The organism is Amphritea sp. 1_MG-2023 (assembly GCF_030547545.1).
GTDB lineage: Bacteria > Pseudomonadota > Gammaproteobacteria > Pseudomonadales > Balneatricaceae > Amphritea.
Window position 1 is genome coordinate 94,505 of the sequence record NZ_JAUOQE010000010.1, and the last position, 16,731, is coordinate 111,235.

A 16,731-nucleotide genomic window follows, 5' to 3' on the forward strand; every position below is an offset into this window, starting at 1 on the left:
TAGTACAGACTGCTGCTTGTTGATCTATGTAATGCATCGTTATCGAGATGATGGCTCGGCGAATAGGGTTGATGGATCGAGTATGCCTTTGAGACGAGCGAAGCTTGTCATGCTGTCATCGGCACTGAGATCTGCATAGTCCGGGTTGTTGGCCCTCAGCGTATAACCGCCTTGCGCGTTTTTGATTACTTTACGTAACAGGTATTGATTATCGCCGGCACTGTCTTGACGCTCGATAGCAACGGTTTGGTTGCTGATGCTGCCCGCGCTTTGCGGAGTTATCTGCTCGAGTAGTAGGTAATCACCATCCTGAATGGGATGTTTACCACCATTCATTGAATCTCCCGAGGCTTGAGCGATGAAATGACGATCGGGCGATAAGCGGCCAAAGCCGCTGGGGGCCGGAAGCGCATCTTCGATATCGGCATAGCCTGTTTTGAAGTGGCCACAGGCTATTTTGATGTTAGGAAAGAAGGGTAGTTGGGTGTTGGTTGACGCTGCTTCAGTTAACGCCGGTGTATCGGTTTCAATCAGTCCCTGTTTGCTTTGTGCATATTGGGCCAGACGCCAAGTGAGAATTTCGTCAGTCATGGCGCTAAAGGTAGGCAGCTCTGCTGCACTTAAGCTGGGTTGATAACGAAACAGCATATCGTCTTGAGCAAACCATTTGATTTTTGAGGTTTGCTCGGCGGTGCACCAGTGATGAATGGGCATCTTGCGCCAATGGTTAAGCCATACTTTATTGCTCACACCGTCTAATGGTTGCAGGCTTGAGGGTAGATCCTTCAGCCACTCGGGGTGTTGGAGAAACCACTGTTTAGCCCATGCGGCTAATTGTGACAGCACTGTGGGTTGAGTCAGTGCTTGATGTTCAAGCAGCGTTTGCAGCAAGATTAACTTGTATGATTTTGAGGTTTTGGTCAGGGTCAGATCGCGATACCACTGAACATACTGTTCGAGCAGTTGAAGCTCATCGTTAGAGGCGTCACCTTGCGCATCAATAAACTCCCACCAACAGCCATAGTTACGTCGTAACTGCGTTAGGTTAGCACCGCTGAGCCAAAATTCTTTTAAGGTTGGTCGACGCTTGAGGCTGAGCTTTAGATCGGCATACTGCTTGTCCAGCTTGCTCATCACCAAGCTATCGAGAAATTCGATAAAGGCGAGATCATAATTGGCATAGCAACCATCAGGCAATAAATCGTTGGCCTGCTTGGCAGCGTTAGCAAGTTGCTGACGCGTCGGTTTATCTGGAAACAGCGAGCCGAATAACATCTCGGGTCGGTTAAGGAAGCTGTGATGGTTACCGACAAAATCCAGTACGGCCAATGAGTCTTTACCAGGGCTTAGACGTAAGCCACGACCCAGCTGTTGCAGAAACAGAATGTTGGACTCGGTAGGTCGCAACATCATCACGGTATCGATTTGTGGTAAATCAACGCCCTCATTGAATAGATCAACGGCGAATAATACCTGTAGTTGGCCACGCTCGAGTGATTCCAGTGCTGCCGAGCGGGTCAGGCTTGATTCAGAATGTACACTGGCGGCACGGATACCCTGCTGTTTGAAATAACCGGCCATATAATCGGCATGACGACGCGAGGCACAGAAAGCGAGGGTGCGGCTCTGAGATTTATCGCGCCACTCTTTTAAGATATGACGGCAGCGGCCTCGGGTGGCGAGCTGAGTGGATAGCTTGGTCGGATCAAATCGACCATTACGCCAAGGAATATGTTCATAATTAACCGCGCTATCAAAAATACCATAGTAGCTAAAAGGGCAGAGCTGTTGAGCGTTGATAGCATCAAATAGATCGCGACGATAGATAAGCTTATGGTCACACAGGCGCAGTATATCGGCACCATCGGTGCGATCGGGGGTTGCGGTAAGGCCCAGCATAAACTGAGGCTTAAAGTAGGTTAATAGCCGTTGATAGCTACCGGCGGCGGCATGGTGAAACTCATCAATCACGATGTAATCAAAGCTATCTGACGTGAATCGCTCAAGATTCGCCATTCGGCCTAAGGTTTGCACTGAGGCAAACAATAAATCGCAGCGTTCATCTTTTTGTTTGCCGCTAAAACGGCCAACACGCTTATGAGGCAGAACGGCGAGAAAGGTCGCTTCGGCTTGTAGCAAAATTTCTTCACGATGAGCGACGAACAGCACGCGCTCGGCGCTTAACTGTGCGGCATCAAAAGCGGCAAGGTAGGTTTTGCCCATCCCTGTCGCGAGCACCACAAGCCCTTTTTGCCAGCCCTGTTGTCGGGCCGTGAGTAAGGCGTGTAACGCTTCGGCTTGATGCGCGGTAGGCGTAGGCGCTGCTGGCTCAGGCTCTTGCTGATCAATCATGGCGGACTGTAAAGGTACAACCTTTCGAGCCTGTTCATAGCGGCGCTGGTAATTTTCTATCCAGTCAAAATTCAAGGCGCGAATTTGTGGCCGAAGTAATAGTTGCTGGAATTGTTGCCGTACTTCATTGAGTCGTTGTGCGGCCAACGAATCCGCGGCATTGGGATAATCGAGGTGATAGTTCCATTCTAGCCCGTCGGTTAATGCTTTAGCGCTGATATTACTCGAGCCGATAAATGCATCGGCGTTAATTAGTTCGCCCTGTTTTGAACGAGCAAAAATATAAGCTTTCAGGTGAAAGCTGTCTGTTGAGCCGGTTTCAAAAATGCGAATATCTGCGCCCCGTTCAACGAGTAACATTAACATCTTCAACGCACTGGGATCGGTAATGCAGAGATAATCGCTAGTTAATAGGGTTAAGCGCACATCACGCGTGGTTGACTGTAAGGCGGCTTCAAGATCGCCAAAAATGAGTTTTAAACCGCTGGCGCGGATAAACGAAACGGCGATCTCTATCTCCGTGGCATGGGTTAAAGCACACCGTAGCGCCGGCAAGAGTTGCTGACCATCAGCGCCAGTGAGTAAGTATGATGGTGAACTCATATATGAGGCTCGTTTATCGGCCTGAGACAGAGGGTTTTCCAACGGATGTCATGACGCTGTAGGCAGTCATTAGTAGAGGTTTCACTGAGTGTTTGTGTTTCTAAATTGATTTGCTGAGCTAGTGCTTCTAATTCAGCAACGCTCACAGGATACATAGGGCGGTTGGGATCTGACGGGCCAAAGCGTAGGGTAATAATCATGCTGCCTTGAGGGGATAAGTATTCACGTAAACGTTGCATCGCGGCGGCACGTTGGGTTGGTATGAGATGCATCCAAACGGCGGATAATAAAATCAGATCATAGCCTTGTGGCGGACATTGCAGATCATTTAAGTCGGGCAGTTGGGCACTAACCCATGTAACGCGATGGCCGGTTTTATGCTGGCCTAACTGACGTAGATTAGTGGCGGGTTCAACGGCGGTTACCTGCCAGCCTTGCTGTTCGAGCCAGAGTGCATCACGGCCACTACCGGCGCCAATATCTAAGGCTAAGCCGGGCGTTAATGTTTTTAATAGGGGAGCCCAAGCGGCATGTACGTCTTGGGCGGCCACCGAATCATACTGTGTTTGATAGCGGCTGGCATGCTGGTGGTAGTGTGAAATTGTTGGATCTGTCATGCCCATTCCCTGTTAAAAATCATCCTTTGAAGCATCCTCAGAGTATACACAAAAAGATGTTTTTTCTATTGTGGGGATCAGCCTATCTATCACTAGTCTTTGGCTTTTTTGCAGATGTTAGCGATTAACACAGCAATAGTTTGGTCGTGTTTGTTGTGTAGGTATAATGATACAACAGCAAAAAATAAAATAGCGTAGAGTGATTCAACATGAAGCTTGGTCGAAACGATCTTTGTTCTTGTGGTAGCGGTAAAAAATACAAACGTTGTTGTATGGATAACGTATCAAAACAGCATGCAGAGATGTCTGATGATTTTGAGCAAATTGCCGCGATGAATCCTCACTTGACGTTAGATGAACTCAATGTGGTTGCGCAGCATAGAGTGCATGAGCGCAATAATCAGCCTAATGTTGATTTTTGTGGCCTTTCACCAAGCCAAATATCAAACTGGTTATATGCGCCGTTCAATGAATTGGAGCGGGTTAATATCAGTACGCCAGAAGACCTCTCTAGTAGCCCTGTGATGCGATATTTAGCGATTATTCTGGATGAAGCCATGCAGAATGAAGGGGCGTTTAAGGCAACGAGCAAAGGCAACTTACCCACAAAGTTGGTGACGCAGGCCAGTGAGCTTATGCCTGAGTTTGCCATTTCTCAATATCAAATTCATGCCAGCGTCAGTGAATACTCTGGCAGCAATGAAGATAAGTTTAACGCGCTACATTACACCCGTGTTTTGGCTGAAATTAGCGGCGTTATTTATCGTAGAAGTGGCCGTTATCATATGAAAAAAACGGTTCAAAAACAGTATCAAACTCAAGGTCTTAAAGCCTTTTTTCTGCCCATGCTCGAAGCTGCAACCACTCAGTACAATTGGGGCTATTTTGATCATTGGGAAAATGATGTCGATCTACGCACCTTCTGGTTGTTCATGCTATGGAGACTGCAAAGTCATGGTATTGTTGATCAATTGATAGAAGAGGTTGTCTCGGCATTTCCTGATTTACTTCTTCAGTATTCATCCGAAGAGTATTTCCCGCCAGACCAATTATTCAGCATACAGGTTGAATCTCGTTTTATTGAACGATTCTTACAGTTTTGGGGATTTGTAACGCTTGATCCGAAGCTACGCTTCTCTGAAGATCCATCGTTTAGAAAGGTTGATATTCAACCGTTGCTGACGGACACGTTTCAGTTCACAATTTAACAGGTGAATGAATTGGATTTAAAAGCCCGAGAAAGGGCTTTTTTAGCATTGTGAGATGAATGTGAACGTTACTCAATATTCTGAATCTGCTCATTGAGTAGCGGCCTAGACCTTAATAAACTCAATAGCTTACCGAAAAGAAACCGTTCAAAAATGGCTGTTTGCCCACCAAACTGCCCACCACTTACCTATGGCTTTTACTAAATCTTAGTGGTTAGCAATGGAAAAACAGTGCCGTTTTTACGCTGCTGTTAGGGTCTAAAAATAGCAGTTTTGAAAGGCTTTATCGAGCACGATTTCCGTCAACATAGCTTTGCCATTTTTTTACTGGTTCTATGCGATAGTGGTTAGTCAGTAGGAAACTCACCTAGCCTGAAATGGACATTATGGTGTCCATTTTAATAGAAATAAGCTCAATATGGATACTATGGTATCCAAGATTGATAAATCAGAGTATCGAATATCAAGTATCAAGGTCTACAGATTATTACCTTTGAAGTCACCTTGTGTAGACCTCTAACCGCTGCATTTTCCCGTTCAGTAAAATACACAGATGATTACTTACCTTGCATCCCACACTTTTACGCGCAGAAAAGTGTGTAATTTTACATTTTTATGCGCATAAAAGTGTAATTTGATGGTCTTTGGCATTCAGGGATTCACATCATCGCCTTGGCCAACGCGCAAACCAAATCTAAAAGCGGGATATTAATCCAATAATATTGAGTAAAGTGGGAATATAGTCCCTTATCTCACGTGTTAGAGTTGCTTGGACTTTAATGTTGGACTATATTCCCAGTAATTATTGAATAATGGGAATATAGTCCCTTTGGTTGGTGATATGGCTAAGCGTGACTTACACAATGTACTGTTTCCAAAGCAGCGCAAAATCCTGACGCAGTTTGGTGAAGACTTGCTGTTGGCGATGAAAAGACGTGGTTTTACCAAAAAGCTGCTGTGTGAACGTACTGGTTTTGACCATAAAACCGTGAACAAAGTCTTCGCAGGTGATCCGGGCGTTGCCATAGGCACTTACTTAAAGGTGATGGCCGTTCTTGGCATGGAAAGCAACTTTGCAGAAATGGCCGCTCATGATGAAGTTGGCATCAAGCTGCAAAACATAAAATTGCTGGAAGGTTCAAGATGAGCCGTGAAATCGTCGAGGTCTATGCCGACTGGCAGCCAATTGAAACGCCTTTGCTAATAGGGCGGCTTTCTTACAGCGATTCAAGCCGAGGTGGCGTGTTTAGTTTTGCCTACGATAAAGCATTTTTAACTTCAGCCTATCGTTTGCAAATTGATCCCATCCTGACCCTCCACTCCGGTGAACTCTACAACGATGAAGCCGATAAAAACTTTCGTGCATTTCTTGATTCATCGCCTGATAGATGGGGGCGTATTTTAATGCAGCGGCGTGCGGCCATTGAAGCGCGCAAAGGCATTCGAACAACAAGTCGATTAAACGAGCTAGATTACCTGCTGGGCGTACACGACTCTTACCGGATGGGTGGTATTCGATTTAAGCGAACAGGCTCGGCTGCGTTCTTAGATGACAACGCTGAGTTTGCTGCGCCGCCAATGGCTTCTTTGCGAGAGCTAGAGCACGCAGCCATGCAAATTGAAAAAGACGACAACATCGACAGTGACGAATATTATCGCTGGTTGAAAATGCTGATTTCTCCAGGCTCATCATTAGGCGGTGCAAGGCCCAAGGCTTGTGTGACAGATGAACAAGGCCACTTGTGGATTGCCAAGTTTCCCAATTTAAATGATACCCATGACGTGGGCGCATGGGAGATGGTCTGTTATGAACTGGCTCAGGCGGCAGGTGTTAACATGTTTCCAAGTGAAATTAGGCAGTTTTCGTCACAGCATCATACCTTTTTAACCAAACGGTTTGATCGCGACGGTGAAAAGCGGCTGCATTTTTCATCGGCCATGACACAGCTTCAATACTATGATGGTGAACAATCTCAAGGTGCCAGCTACTTAGAGATTGCTGAATTTATTTCCAATTCTGGTGCACAAACCGAAGCTGATTTAGCACAGTTATGGCGACGTATCGTGTTTAATATTGCAGTGTCCAACACAGATGATCACCTGCGTAACCATGGATTTTTATTAACAAAGAATGGTTGGAAGTTATCACCCGCTTATGATTTAAACCCGATAGTGGGTCAGCATGGCCTGCATCTGAATATTACCGATGCAGACAACGCTTTAGACTACCAGCTAGCCTTTGATGTGAAAGACTTCTTCCGACTTTCGCAAACCCAAGCCACGCAAATTTACGATGAAGTATTAATTGCGGTTAAGCAATGGCAAACCGTTGCTAAGCGCCTAGGGATCAGCCGAGCAGAGCAGGCCATGAAAGAATCGGCGTTTAACGTTTAACGTTTAATGAGTCAGTGAAACTATATTTTCATTTTTCAGCAGATAAAGAAGTTATAGTTTCACTTTTATGCTTTGCCTCATACTCCATGTGTTTTAACACTCCACTTACCCCTTGGGCTTTTGGGGCAGTTTGGGCAAGGGCTTAATTAGCTGCCATGCTTCTCTTTACTCATTGTTCCGAAAATTTTATACAGGAAGTAATAAGTATGTTCAATGACCCTATACTAGGTGTATTTTTCAACAATGCTTAAGTAGCGGTTAAATCAGAATCAAAGGGAAGTTATGCAACAGATTGGAATCTACGAGCAGCTGATAACACAGTTAATTACTAGTAAAATAGACCGTGAACGCTTTTATGTTGGCGAACGTGAGCTTAATAGCAATGAAGCCTCAATCTGGTTATCACGTTTCTTATCGCATATTCTTGAGTACGCTATTGAGAGCGTGCCTTCGAGCGATGATCGCCTACAGCAGCAAATCACTCTGTCTAATCAGTTATTACTTTGGTTAAAAAAGCACATCAAAGATAACGGCTTTATCGAAGAGAATTTAATCATCAGTCAAGGTAAAATTCTGACCGCGTTGTATGAGTTAGAAAATCCTGTTTCTACCGACTTAAAAAACTACATTAATGATATTTTTCCTTTAACGGGCTTAACTCAAAGTGAGTTGTTTTGTGGTAGTAACGCTGGTTTATCACTGGAATCTGAATTAAAGCGTGAAATATTATCCGCCGATAAAATCTACTGGTTAGTGTCGTTTATTAAGTGGGCAGGTATACGTATTTTTCGCAAAGAGCTTGAAGAATTTACTGCAAGTGGTCGGGAGCTAAAAATAATTACCACGTCATACATGGGGGCGACTGATGCTAAAGCCGTCGAGTATTTGGCGAATTTACCGAATACCGAAGTCAAACTGAGCTACAACACTGAGCGTGAGCGTTTACATGCTAAGAGCTATCTGTTTCTGCGTAATACCGGCTTTCATACTGGTTATATAGGTTCTTCTAACCTATCGCATTCTGCGCTAACCAACGGATTAGAGTGGAATTTGAAAATCACCTCGCAAGAAATACCGCATATCATCAATAAATCTTTGAGTACCTTTGAAACTTATTGGGAATCTCAAGATTTTGAACACTTTAGTGGCGATGTATTAAGTAGTGAAAGGCTCAAAAAAGCCTTGAGTCAGCAGCGAGGCGATTATGAAACCAGCTCAACGCATTTCTTTGATATCTCGCCTTTCCCTCATCAAAGTGGCATTTTAGAGAAGCTTGCCGTGGAGCGCAGTGTTCATCAGCGCTTTCGTAATTTAGTTGTCGCGGCAACAGGCACAGGGAAAACGCTGATTTCAGCCTTTGATTTTGCGCGTTTTATCAAAGAGAAACCAAAAGCAAATTTCTTATTTGTGGCACACCGCGAAGAAATCTTAAAACAAGCGAGAGCGGCTTACCGTGGTGTATTACGTAATAGTGCATTTGGTGAGTTATGGGTCGGCGGGTATACGCCCGAGCACTACCGACAATTGTTTGTATCCGTTCAAACGCTCAATAATCAGCTTGGTCAGCTTAACCTAACAGCCGAGTTTTATGATTACATTGTAATTGATGAGGTGCATCACATTGCAGCATCAAGTTATCGTGGGTTGTTGGAGTATTTTTCGCCTTCAATCTTGCTAGGGCTTACTGCAACACCAGAACGCCATGACGGTGGTGATATTTTAGTCGATTTTGGCGGTGTGATTGCCGCTGAAATTCGCCTACCAGAAGCGATTAATCGTCACCACCTTTGCCCATTTCAGTACTTTGGGATTGATGACGATACTGATTTACGAACGATTCCGTGGAGTCGTGGGCGTTATGATATTGCTCAGCTGACTAAGCTTTACACCCACAATCAAGTGCGTTTTGGCAAAATCTTACTCAGTATGCAGGAGATACTGACTGACATTAGCAAAATGAAAGCGTTAGCTTTCTGCGTGAGCAAAGAACATGCGCAGTACATGGCAAAGCAATTGCTACTGAAAGGGGTTAATGCTGATGTGCTGACCAGTGATAATAGTCACGAGCGGCAACAAAAGCAGCAAGCCATTCGTTCTGGCAGTATTAATGTGCTCTGTGTGGTCGATATTTTCAATGAAGGTGTCGATATTCCCGAAGTCGATACCTTGTTATTTTTAAGACCGACAGAAAGTCTAACGATTTTCTTGCAACAGCTTGGGCGAGGCTTGCGCTTGGCGGAGGGCAAAGAGTGCTGCACGGTTTTAGACTTTGTTGGTAACTCTCGACCAGAGTATGATTTTGCCAATAAGTTTAGAGCCTTGGTAGGTAAAAGTAATCGGGCCATCAGTGATGAGATAAAACAAGGTTTTCCTCACGCGCCTCTTGGTTGTCGAATTGAGCTGAGTAAGCGTACTCAAGAAATGGTGCTCAGCAATATTCGCCAAGCTTCGTTAACACTGAAGCGTCTCGTCGCGATGATCCGCCAGTATCCACAGCATTCGTCACTTTCATTAACACTGTCGAACTTCTTAATCATAAATCCTTATATCGACTTAAATGAACTTTATAAGCGAGGGAGTTGGTCGCAGCTGGTTCAGCAAGCCAAAGATGAAATCAACGAAAATTCAGCCGATGAAGAGCTGCTGAAAATGCTTAGAAAGGCAATTCATAACCGAATTTTAACCTGCGATGACCATGTCTATTTGAGTTTCTTAAAACAGCTTTGCCAAAATAACTTTGTTGTTGAAAATGCAGGTCATCGTCATTTCCTTATGTGTCATTACGATTTTTGGCAGAAAACGGGGCCTGAATGTGGATTCGATTCTATCGAACAGAGCTTAGAGAAGCTAAATTCTTGCGAGTTAAAAGCTGAACTATTGGACGTTGTTAGCTGGCAACTAGCACAAACCAAGCATGAGCAACCAACAATGCAGGCATTGCCTGAGGTTTCACTAAGGCTGCATGCACGCTATGCGCGAGAACAAATATTGGTTGCATTTGGTGCAACCACGTTTGAACGCCAACCGCCAGCACGAGAAGGTGTATTTGTGCTGAAAGATCAGAATATTGAACTGATGTTTGTCTCCTTAGACAAAAACGAAAAGCAATTTTCGCCAACCACCATGTATCACGATTACGCGATTAACGAACACCTGTTTCACTGGCAGTCGCAAAATAGCGCTCGGCCCGATAAGGGGCGTGGTTTGGAGTACATTCAGCATCAAAAAATTGGTAAGCGTCTGTTTTTATTTGTGCGTGAACAAACCAAAGATGAATACGGCCGCACCATGGGTTTTGTTAATTATGGTGAAGTTGATTATGTATCTCATACAGGTTCACAGCCGATGAGTATTACTTGGCAGCTAAAAGAGCCAATGCCGCACTTTATGTGGCAACAAGCAGCTAAGTTAGCTGTGGGGTAGTAAAAATGGCGTTAGCGTCTACCTCAGACACCCAAAGTTCAACCAAGCAAATGGATAAACTTTGGCCGGTTAAACGAGTCACAGTGCTACCACGCTACACCATTACCGAAGATCAAGCGGGTAAGAAATCAGACTCAGCTGATTTGTATTATTTATTTGAGCTAGGCAAACCGCTCTTGCTGCAAACGCCAGTGACCAACGTGCCACATCGCCCCATGAAAAACTCGATGAAACTCACAACCTTAACTCGGTTAGAGAGCGTCACTATGTTTGCTGATGTTGAAAAAGTCTACGAAGAGGCAATGGTGTGAAGGCTAAATGTTCAACTTTAACTGGATTAAATTACCATTATGGTAAATAATGCGATAAATTTAAGCGCCTACACTGACGAACAGCCTCCTTGTAAAGCAGGGAGTGACAGAATCTATATCGCAGACGGGCCTCTTTATTCATCAGAGTTGGTTAGGGCATTGCTCGCAACCGCTGGTGACAACACTAAGCTATTGACTGAACGTTGTAGAAAAGATGTTCAGACAATGGGATACGATATTGATGATGTTAAACAGCTAGTTTGTACCGCTCTGAGTTCAGGAAGTTACCTAAAATCAGAATGGTGCATAGTTGGTCAAACTGATAAGGCTATGTCTTGGGCAGCATGCGATGGTTACCGCTTGTTTCGGGATGAATGGGTAGAGTATGCGCATAAAGAAATGCGCTTCGAATACTATGTGAAATTTGCGATAGGCAAGACAGGTAAGTTGTTATTACTGGTTTCTTGTCATTTATCGCGCTGAGGATATGTGGTGAATAGTCAAACTTGTCCAATTTGTGAGATGGGCCAATTAACTCTCCATACTGAGAGGGTTACAGTTGAGCATTTAGGTCAACAAGGTCAAATTGAAAGTCAGTATGCCGTGTGTGATTGCTGTGGCAGTGAACAGGCAGGCGCTGCTGAGGCGCGCTTTAACAAGCGTGCAATGATTGCGTTTAAAAAGCAGGTGCAAGGTTTGTTAACGGGTACTGAACTCCAAGTGTTGCGTAAACGCTGGGGCTTAAAACAGGCTGACGCTGCAAAAGTGTTTGGTGGTGGTCCTGTTGCGTTCTCCAAGTACGAATCAGACGATGTAATGCAATCAGACGCAATGGATAAACTACTCCGTTTAGCGGCGGAAGTGCCAGCTGCTTTAGATAAGTTGATGTCGGATGCAGGTGTTGAGCGTAATATCCAGACAAGCTGGAAAAATGTAGCTGTAGTGGATTTCTCATCGACCGCTAGAAAAACGAGAATTGTTGCATCGCACGAACTCGAACCAGAGGCGTGTTATGGCTAAAAAAGTATCAAAATCGTTACAACAGGCTATTGATGCTTTAGTGATACAGGATGTATACGTTAAATCGTGCCAAGCTAAGTGTGCTGATGACTTTGACCCCAAATCGACAGAACTAGATACACTGTTAGTGCAACAAATGCATGTTGTTCACCGCAGTGAATTGATCGATATGGATGGCGATGGCCATTTGGTACGCATTTATATCCGTTTGGGGACACGTTGGATTAATCCTAAGGAAAATAGCGATCCTGATATTAAAGCCTTTGTTGAAGCAGACTTTATTGCAGAATACCAAGTCACCGCAGAACTAGAGCAGGCAGCGATTGATGAATTTGCACTGAAAAATGTTAGCTACCATGTTTGGCCCTATTGGCGCGAGTTCTTGAGTACTCAATGCGAACGACTGCGTTTGCCAAGAGTCGTTTTACCAACTGTGCAATTTAGCAAACAGTAACTAAGGACTGCCCGCTAGTCCTGCTTATCGACAATAAAGAACAAGCTCATTAGGGCTCTGGCCGTCAATTTGCAGTTGTGCGGTTATTCCGAACAACTGCCAAGCAAAAAGCGACATCAAGCACTATCGAGCTATTTGGCGCTTTTGATATTAAGACCGCGCTAACACCCCTCCCGCTGCCCGTTAGATCAGTGCCCTGTGAGGGTTGCTCGTTTTCTGTAGTCCTTGCTTAAACCGTTGTGTTGTAATCTGTACAGGGTTTGCCTATCCGTTCTGGTGCGCTTGGTAGGCAGAGAACCCAGATGAAAGCCGGTTTGGACGGGTGGAACTATTGTTCGTATCATCCCTGATACTTACCCTTCGGGCTCTCTTTGTTCGCGATAAATTGTTCCCAACAATTTATTCGATATTCTGAATCTGCTCTCTCATCTGCTCAATTAAAACCTTAAGCTCTACCGCGCTTTGAGTGGTGTCGGTGACGATGGATTTGGATGAAAGGGTGTTGGCTTCACGATTGAGTTCCTGCATTAGGAAGTCTAAGCGGCGGCCTATCGGGCCTTTGGATTTCAGTACGCGTTTTACTTCCTGTACATGGGTGTTGAGGCGATCCATCTCTTCATCGACATCGGCTTTTTGTGCGAGGATGACCATCTCTTGTTCGATACGGTTTGGATCGAGCTCTGCTTTAAACTCGGCTAAGCGCGCTTTAAGGTTATCGCGTTGGGCCTGCAGGATACCGGGCAGTTTGCTGCGGACATCGGTGACGATCTCGCTGATGGTATCGAGTCGTTGATCGATCAGTGCGGCTAATTCTACACCTTCACGATGGCGGCTTTCGATCAATTCATCGAGGGCGGAGTGGAAGAGGGTGAGAGCCGCTTTTTTGACCGCGTCCATATCGAGGCTGGTGTCTTGTAATACGCCGGGCCAACGGAGAAGATCCATGGTATCGATAGGCTTTGATACCGGTAGTAGGTTTTCCATCTGTTGCGCCGCGTCTAGTAACTCGCGGGCAAAGGTTTCGTTGACGGTTAAGGTTTGCGATTTTGCTTCAGCAACGAAACGGAGAGTGCATTCGACTTTGCCACGACTGAGTTTTTTACGCAGGGATTCCCGTAGTGGGCCTTCAATATCGCGTAAGCTGTCTGGCAGGCGTAGGTGCGGTTCGAGGTAGCGGTGATTGACTGAGCGGACTTCCCAAATCAAGCTGCCCCATTGATGTTGTGCTTCTTGGCGGGCAAAAGCGGTCATGCTACGTGTCATATGGTCTGTTCTCGTTTAGAATGCGGGTTTCGTTGTCGGCACTGAAGCGGTGTCGGCGAGTTTACGCTTTATTCTAACAGCCCTTGATCGCTTCCTCTATGCGGCCGATCTGGGGTTTAGAACAGGATTCTTAAGTTCATGAGTTCAACAATTTCAGATCAGTTGCAAAACCTGGGTGTCACGACTTTCCGTCCGAGTAATCGCGAGGCGGATCAGATGCGTGAGGTTCGTATTACCCGTCACTTTACTAAGCATGCTGAGGGTTCCGTGCTGGTGGAGTTTGGTGATACCAAAGTGATCTGCACCGCATCTGTTGAGCGAGGCGTACCGCGTTTTCTGCGCGGCTCTGGTTCCGGTTGGGTGACGGCTGAATACGGTATGTTGCCACGTGCGACGGGGAGTCGTAATGGTCGAGAAGCGGCTCGAGGTCAGCAGGGCGGTCGTACCGTTGAGATTCAGCGTTTGATTGGTCGTTCTTTACGCGCGTGTATGGATCTGAAGAAGCTGGGTGAGAATACCATTACCATCGATTGCGATGTGATTCAGGCCGATGGCGGTACTCGCACCGCGTCTATTACCGGTGCCTACGTGGCGCTGCGCGATGCGATTAGCTTTCTCAAGAAAGATAAGCATGGGGCGATGAAGGGTGATCCGATTAAGTGTGGCTTGGCGGCTATCTCTGTGGGTATCTTTAAAGGTAAGCCGGTGCTGGATCTGGATTACGCCGAAGATTCATCGGCCGAAACCGATATGAATGTGATCATGACTAACAAAGGTGGCTTTGTTGAGGTACAGGGCACGGCGGAAGGCGAGCCTTATTCACAGGAAGAGTTAAATGCGATGCTCGAGTTGGCGAAAAAGGGTATCTCTGAATTATGCGAGTTGCAGGAAAAAGCGTTAGCCTGAGCGGAGATCGCTAAAGCGTAAAAAGGGAGCCTTGGCTCCCTTTTTTAATGTACTGCTTTGACGATTGAGCGTCAGCGATTTCAAAGATCGTAATCAATAATCAGCGGTGCGTGAGCGGAAAATACCTGATCGCGGTAGATTGATGCTGATTTGATTGTTTTGCGCAGGTTAGCGGTGGTGATCTGATAATCTAAACGCGCACCTTCATTGAGTTGGCGGGCCTTGTTGTAATCCGGCCACCATGTGTGCTGTTGATCAACACGATTGACTTGACGGAATGCATCGACATAACCCATATCGCCAAACAGCTCTTCGACCCATTCGCGCTCTTGTGGTAAAAAGCCAGAGACTTTCTGATTGACATACCAGTTGCTGAGATCTTGCGGCTTATGGGCAATGAGTAACGGGCCGCAGAAAATGAATTCTCGGCGTTTACGTAGGGTTTTCGTAAAGTGCCCTTTAAGCAACTGCAGGTATTCCTCTTTGGCCTGCTGTGCATCGGCACTTTTAAGCCCAGAGGGGACGCTAAAAGAGGCAACGCTGACATTATCGAAGTCGGCCTGAATAAAGCGTCCATGAAAGTCGCATTGCTCAAAGCCTAAACCGGTCATGATGGCCTTGGGCATCACGCGGGTATAGATGGCAACGCCGCTGTAGCCGTCTTCAAATGCATCGAAGAAGTAAGCTTCATATCCATCCGGATGATAACGCTTATCATCCAGTTGATAATCTTTGGCACGCAGATCCTGAAGGCATACTACATCAGCGTTCTGTTTTACCATCCACTGGAAGAATCCTTTATCTGTAGCCTGTTCAATACCCTGAGTATTGAATGTAATGACGCGCATAGCTTATAAACCTGTGAAAAACGCAATTTGTAGCGAAAGGCGCATTGTACTGGGTGTTTAAGGAAATTTAAATCTAAAGCGCGGACTATTAATCACAAGATGGGTAAATCAGAGTTTAACTATTGTTCACAATGGAGGGGCAGGAAGAAACCCTGTATCATACGGCCACTTTTTAAACAGTGTTGCGGAGAACCCACATGCAGGATTATCAGAGAGAGTTTATCGAGTTCGCGATAGATAAAGAGGTGTTGCGATTCGGCGAGTTCACCCTGAAGTCGGGCCGTACTAGCCCTTATTTCTTTAATGCGGGTTTGTTCAATAGCGGTGCTGCCTTAGCGCGTCTGGGTAAATGTTATGCGGCGGCTATTCAGCAGTCGGGTATTGAGTATGATGTGATGCTTGGGCCCGCTTACAAAGGGATTCCGTTAGCGGCAGCCACATGTGTGGCGTTGGCGACTGAGTTTGGTCAGGATGTGCCCTATGTGTTTAATCGTAAAGAGGCTAAGACTCACGGTGAAGGTGGCAATTTGGTTGGTGCGCCATTAGAAGGGCGGGTATTGATCATTGATGATGTGATTACCGCAGGTACGGCGATTCGTGAAGTCATGGATATTATTGCACAGGCTGGGGCAACGCCCGCAGGTACCGTCATCGCGCTCAACCGGCAGGAAAAAGGTAAAGGAGAGCTGTCTGCGATTCAGGAAGTAGAACGTGATTATAATATGCCGGTTGCCAGTATTGTGTCGCTAAACGATCTGTTGACCTATCTCGCAGAGAAGGGTGGTATGGATGCACAAATAGAAGCCATTTCTAAGTATCGTGCGCAATATGGCATCTGAATGGTTACTGTTTGATCAATAACGAAATATTTTTTAAATAGCGAATTAATTTAGTTGATTTTTTTTGCTAGGCCGTGTTTAATACGCCCCTCTTAAGTGCCCGGATAGCTCAGTCGGTAGAGCAGAGGATTGAAAATCCTCGTGTCCTTGGTTCGATTCCGAGTCCGGGCACCACTTATTTAGTTGAAAAAGCCTCACTTTTATCGTTTTGATAGGTGGGGTTTTTTACGTCTGGACTACCGCAGCTCGGAACACGAACCTGGTTCGATTATTCGTCGCTACGCTCCTCTCCCTTCGGGCCATCGCCCAAAAGCGGCGATGTTGTTATGGCCTGCGGCCATCGCTCCGAGTCCGGGCACCACTTATTTAGTTGAAAAAGCCTCACTTTTATCGTTTAGATAGGTGGGGCTTTTTTGCGTCTGGACTACCGCAGCTCGGAACACGAACCTGGTTCGATTATTCGTCGCTACGCTCCTCTCCCTTCGGGCCATCG

At 45.8% G+C, this 16,731-nt stretch carries 14 protein-coding genes and 1 tRNA gene; 11 read left to right on the forward strand and 4 right to left on the reverse strand.

Annotated features, from left to right (window positions below; all coding sequences use genetic code 11):
- Positions 1 to 39: 39 nt before the first annotated feature.
- Together Q4488_RS07810 and Q4488_RS07815 are read right to left on the reverse strand one after the other, a co-directional pair.
- A complete protein-coding gene (locus Q4488_RS07810) occupies positions 40 to 2,955 on the reverse strand; it encodes a DEAD/DEAH box helicase family protein (RefSeq protein ID WP_303579914.1) in 2,916 nt (971 codons plus the stop codon).
- A complete protein-coding gene (locus Q4488_RS07815) occupies positions 2,952 to 3,572 on the reverse strand; it encodes a bifunctional 2-polyprenyl-6-hydroxyphenol methylase/3-demethylubiquinol 3-O-methyltransferase UbiG (protein WP_303579915.1) in 621 nt (206 codons plus the stop codon). Before Q4488_RS07815 ends, Q4488_RS07810 begins: the two co-directional genes overlap by 4 nt.
- Before the next feature lie 209 nt (positions 3,573 to 3,781).
- On the opposite strand from Q4488_RS07815, the gene Q4488_RS07820 reads away from it, so the two are divergent.
- The 8 genes from Q4488_RS07820 (at position 3,782) to Q4488_RS07855 (ending at position 12,382) form a co-directional block, all read left to right on the forward strand.
- Entirely contained in the window at positions 3,782 to 4,780 is a 999-nt protein-coding gene (locus Q4488_RS07820) for a YecA family protein (RefSeq protein ID WP_303579916.1), read from the forward strand.
- A gap of 841 nt (positions 4,781 to 5,621) precedes the next feature.
- A complete protein-coding gene (locus tag Q4488_RS07825) occupies positions 5,622 to 5,927 on the forward strand; it encodes a helix-turn-helix domain-containing protein (protein ID WP_071178140.1) in 306 nt (101 codons plus the stop codon).
- Positions 5,924 to 7,174, forward strand: coding sequence for a type II toxin-antitoxin system HipA family toxin (locus Q4488_RS07830; RefSeq protein WP_303579917.1), 1,251 nt, complete (start codon positions 5,924 to 5,926; stop codon positions 7,172 to 7,174). Before Q4488_RS07825 ends, Q4488_RS07830 begins: the two co-directional genes overlap by 4 nt.
- A gap of 282 nt (positions 7,175 to 7,456) precedes the next feature.
- Positions 7,457 to 10,597 carry a DUF3427 domain-containing protein gene (locus tag Q4488_RS07835; protein ID WP_303579918.1) on the forward strand — a complete coding sequence of 1,047 codons (3,141 nt, stop codon included), beginning with the start codon at positions 7,457 to 7,459 and terminating at the stop codon, positions 10,595 to 10,597.
- Between the two features lie 5 nt (positions 10,598 to 10,602).
- On the forward strand, positions 10,603 to 10,908 hold the full coding sequence (locus Q4488_RS07840) for a hypothetical protein (protein ID WP_303579919.1): 306 nt from the start codon (positions 10,603 to 10,605) through the stop codon (positions 10,906 to 10,908).
- 39 nt (positions 10,909 to 10,947) lie between these two features.
- Positions 10,948 to 11,391 (forward strand): hypothetical protein, encoded by a 444-nt coding sequence (locus Q4488_RS07845; protein ID WP_303579920.1) that lies wholly within the window; start codon positions 10,948 to 10,950, stop codon positions 11,389 to 11,391.
- Between the two features lie 9 nt (positions 11,392 to 11,400).
- Positions 11,401 to 11,928: a type II toxin-antitoxin system MqsA family antitoxin gene (locus Q4488_RS07850; RefSeq protein WP_303579921.1), complete on the forward strand. Its 528-nt coding sequence runs from the start codon at positions 11,401 to 11,403 to the stop codon at positions 11,926 to 11,928.
- Positions 11,921 to 12,382: a hypothetical protein gene (locus tag Q4488_RS07855; protein ID WP_303579922.1), complete on the forward strand. Its 462-nt coding sequence runs from the start codon at positions 11,921 to 11,923 to the stop codon at positions 12,380 to 12,382. The genes Q4488_RS07850 and Q4488_RS07855 overlap by 8 nt, the downstream gene beginning before the upstream one ends.
- 399 nt (positions 12,383 to 12,781) lie before the next feature.
- On the opposite strand, the gene Q4488_RS07860 is transcribed toward Q4488_RS07855, so the two are convergent.
- Positions 12,782 to 13,645: a YicC/YloC family endoribonuclease gene (locus Q4488_RS07860; RefSeq protein WP_303579923.1), complete on the reverse strand. Its 864-nt coding sequence runs from the start codon at positions 13,643 to 13,645 to the stop codon at positions 12,782 to 12,784.
- A 138-nt stretch (positions 13,646 to 13,783) separates the two neighbouring features.
- Between Q4488_RS07860 and rph the strand changes: the two genes are divergently transcribed.
- A complete protein-coding gene (rph, locus tag Q4488_RS07865; protein ID WP_303579924.1) occupies positions 13,784 to 14,551 on the forward strand; it encodes a ribonuclease PH in 768 nt (255 codons plus the stop codon).
- An 80-nt stretch (positions 14,552 to 14,631) separates the two neighbouring features.
- Here the strand turns inward: rph and Q4488_RS07870 are convergent, their stop codons facing one another.
- Positions 14,632 to 15,399, reverse strand: coding sequence for an exodeoxyribonuclease III (locus Q4488_RS07870; protein ID WP_303579925.1), 768 nt, complete (start codon positions 15,397 to 15,399; stop codon positions 14,632 to 14,634).
- A 197-nt stretch (positions 15,400 to 15,596) separates the two neighbouring features.
- On the opposite strand from Q4488_RS07870, the gene pyrE reads away from it, so the two are divergent.
- Positions 15,597 to 16,238: an orotate phosphoribosyltransferase gene (gene pyrE / locus Q4488_RS07875; protein WP_303579926.1), complete on the forward strand. Its 642-nt coding sequence runs from the start codon at positions 15,597 to 15,599 to the stop codon at positions 16,236 to 16,238.
- Between the two features lie 98 nt (positions 16,239 to 16,336).
- Positions 16,337 to 16,412: transfer RNA gene (locus Q4488_RS07880), tRNA-Phe, on the forward strand.
- Positions 16,413 to 16,731 lie beyond the last annotated feature (319 nt).

Excerpts from the sequence above, each read along its gene's own strand:
- Q4488_RS07825 (WP_071178140.1), top strand. The coding sequence starts at position 5,622 with ATGGCTAAGCGTGACTTACACAATGTACTGTTTCCAAAGCAGCGCAAA.
- Q4488_RS07855 (WP_303579922.1), top strand. The coding sequence starts at position 11,921 with ATGGCTAAAAAAGTATCAAAATCGTTACAACAGGCTATTGATGCTTTA.
- Q4488_RS07860 (WP_303579923.1), bottom strand. The coding sequence starts at position 13,645 with ATGACACGTAGCATGACCGCTTTTGCCCGCCAAGAAGCACAACATCAA.
- Q4488_RS07845 (WP_303579920.1), top strand. The coding sequence starts at position 10,948 with ATGGTAAATAATGCGATAAATTTAAGCGCCTACACTGACGAACAGCCT.
- rph (WP_303579924.1), top strand. The coding sequence starts at position 13,784 with ATGAGTTCAACAATTTCAGATCAGTTGCAAAACCTGGGTGTCACGACT.
- Q4488_RS07815 (WP_303579915.1), bottom strand. The coding sequence starts at position 3,572 with ATGACAGATCCAACAATTTCACACTACCACCAGCATGCCAGCCGCTAT.
- Q4488_RS07830 (WP_303579917.1), top strand. The coding sequence starts at position 5,924 with ATGAGCCGTGAAATCGTCGAGGTCTATGCCGACTGGCAGCCAATTGAA.
- Q4488_RS07840 (WP_303579919.1), top strand. The coding sequence starts at position 10,603 with ATGGCGTTAGCGTCTACCTCAGACACCCAAAGTTCAACCAAGCAAATG.
- Q4488_RS07870 (WP_303579925.1), bottom strand. The coding sequence starts at position 15,399 with ATGCGCGTCATTACATTCAATACTCAGGGTATTGAACAGGCTACAGAT.
- pyrE (WP_303579926.1), top strand. The coding sequence starts at position 15,597 with ATGCAGGATTATCAGAGAGAGTTTATCGAGTTCGCGATAGATAAAGAG.
- Q4488_RS07835 (WP_303579918.1), top strand. The coding sequence starts at position 7,457 with ATGCAACAGATTGGAATCTACGAGCAGCTGATAACACAGTTAATTACT.
- Q4488_RS07810 (WP_303579914.1), bottom strand. The coding sequence starts at position 2,955 with ATGAGTTCACCATCATACTTACTCACTGGCGCTGATGGTCAGCAACTC.
- Q4488_RS07820 (WP_303579916.1), top strand. The coding sequence starts at position 3,782 with ATGAAGCTTGGTCGAAACGATCTTTGTTCTTGTGGTAGCGGTAAAAAA.